The organism is Rummeliibacillus suwonensis (assembly GCF_007896435.1).
In the GTDB taxonomy this organism is placed as follows: Bacteria; Bacillota; Bacilli; order Bacillales_A; family Planococcaceae; genus Rummeliibacillus; species Rummeliibacillus suwonensis.
In genome coordinates this window covers 1-1,670 of record NZ_VCBL01000013.1, presented here as the reverse complement: position 1 = coordinate 1,670, position 1,670 = coordinate 1, and the positions used below count along the sequence as shown (strand labels likewise).

Below are 1,670 nucleotides of genomic sequence, written 5' to 3'. Positions count from 1 at the left end.
TACGATGCTTATGGAAATGTCTTATCCGTAGAAGGCGATGTGGCAAAAGACAACCCTATCCGCTATGCAGGTTACTATTACGATGAGGAAACCCAAAATTATTATCTACAAGCTCGATACTATAATCCAGAGAACGGTGCATTCTTAGCTCTTGACCCACATCCAGGAGATGATGGTGAACCATTATCACAGAATGGGTATACGTATGCGAATAATGATCCAGTGATGCATGTGGATCCGAATGGACGTATTGCTGTAAGAACTTCTGTATTAATTGGCGCAATTAATGTTGTTATTGCTGCTGCACTTGGATATAGTGTATTTACGCTCAATAGATTGAAAAAAGTAGCGAAAAAACAAACATTGAGAATTATTAAAAAGAAAAAATATAGGATAAAACAACGTATTGTAACATATATGTCATATACAAGAATTAAATGGGCATATAGAGTTGCAGTTGCTAATTTAATTGTCAATATGATAATTGGTGCTTTTAATTCATCTTATGGTTCAATTATTGTATATGTATTAAAACGTTATTTTAAAACCTATACGAAAAAAGTGAAAAAATACGGCTGGTGGGGTAAAAAGGTTACTGTGGAATATATTAATTTCAGCAGACATAGATAAGAGGGGAAAAATAAATGATGTATTTTGCACAGAAAATAATAATTCTTAGCATTTCGCTAGCACTAATCATTTTTATGTTGCTTGTTTTGAAGGGGAAAAACCTTATAAAATACGAAAGACTATTGTATTTTACTGGATTGATTATGATTATTTGTATATCTGTGTCTCCGACAATTACAGTAATTTATCCAGCTTTATATACATTGTTAATTTTACTAGTTTGTATTTCTTTGATAAGAAAAGAAGTAAAGAAATCAACAAAATATATAAATATTCTTTCTGTTATAAATATATTGAGTATAATCATTGTACAATTTATCCTTTTCTAATTTTCACAGCTTCAAGAACCAGGCACCGAAACAATAGGTATCAAAATTCTGAAAATAGACTCTAATTTAAGTCATAGGATTCCCAATATCTTTTACATGTTGGGGATCTTGTTCTTTTTTTCAAGGGATGAAAACAAGATTTTAAACTGCCGTTTTATATTAAAATAAATGATGTAATTCTACATGATCAAAATACCATAACACTCAATCAAGATTTACTAAAACAAGTCGCACAAATTCAATGATGCTAACTCATTGGCTTCCTTGACGTACACCACAAAGGCACAACAATCATTTGAAATGACCTATGATTATACGAAAAACGGCAATATTTCAAAAGAAACCATCCAAGGAACAGCCACAACCTATGAATACGATGGCAATAACCAACTAACAAAAGAAACGTTCGCAAATGGTGATGCCAATACGTATGAATATGATGCCGTCGGAAATCGAACAGCAGCACATGTAAATGGAAAAGACTTCACTTTCTCTTATAATGATGCGAATCAAATTGAAAAGAAAAACGATACGAACTACCAATATGATGCAGATGGTAACCTCTTACAGGACGAACATTTTCAGTACACCTATAATGAAGCACAGCGCTTAACAAGTGTTCAAACATTAGAAGGCAACACAGTAGCCTCTTATACCTATGATGAAAATGGACTTCGCCTCATGAAAACAGTGGGCGATACAACCCATGAA

General features: G+C 32.8%; 1 protein-coding gene and 1 pseudogene. Both read left to right on the top strand.

Annotated elements, in window-relative coordinates; genetic code table 11:
- Positions 1-630, top strand: a 630-nt coding sequence (locus FEU33_RS18560) for an RHS repeat-associated core domain-containing protein (protein WP_146550961.1), incomplete at its 5' end; no start/stop codon positions are given.
- A gap of 569 nt (positions 631-1,199) precedes the next feature.
- Positions 1,200-1,670 (top strand): annotated as a pseudogene (locus FEU33_RS18555) (hypothetical protein); the annotation flags it as partial.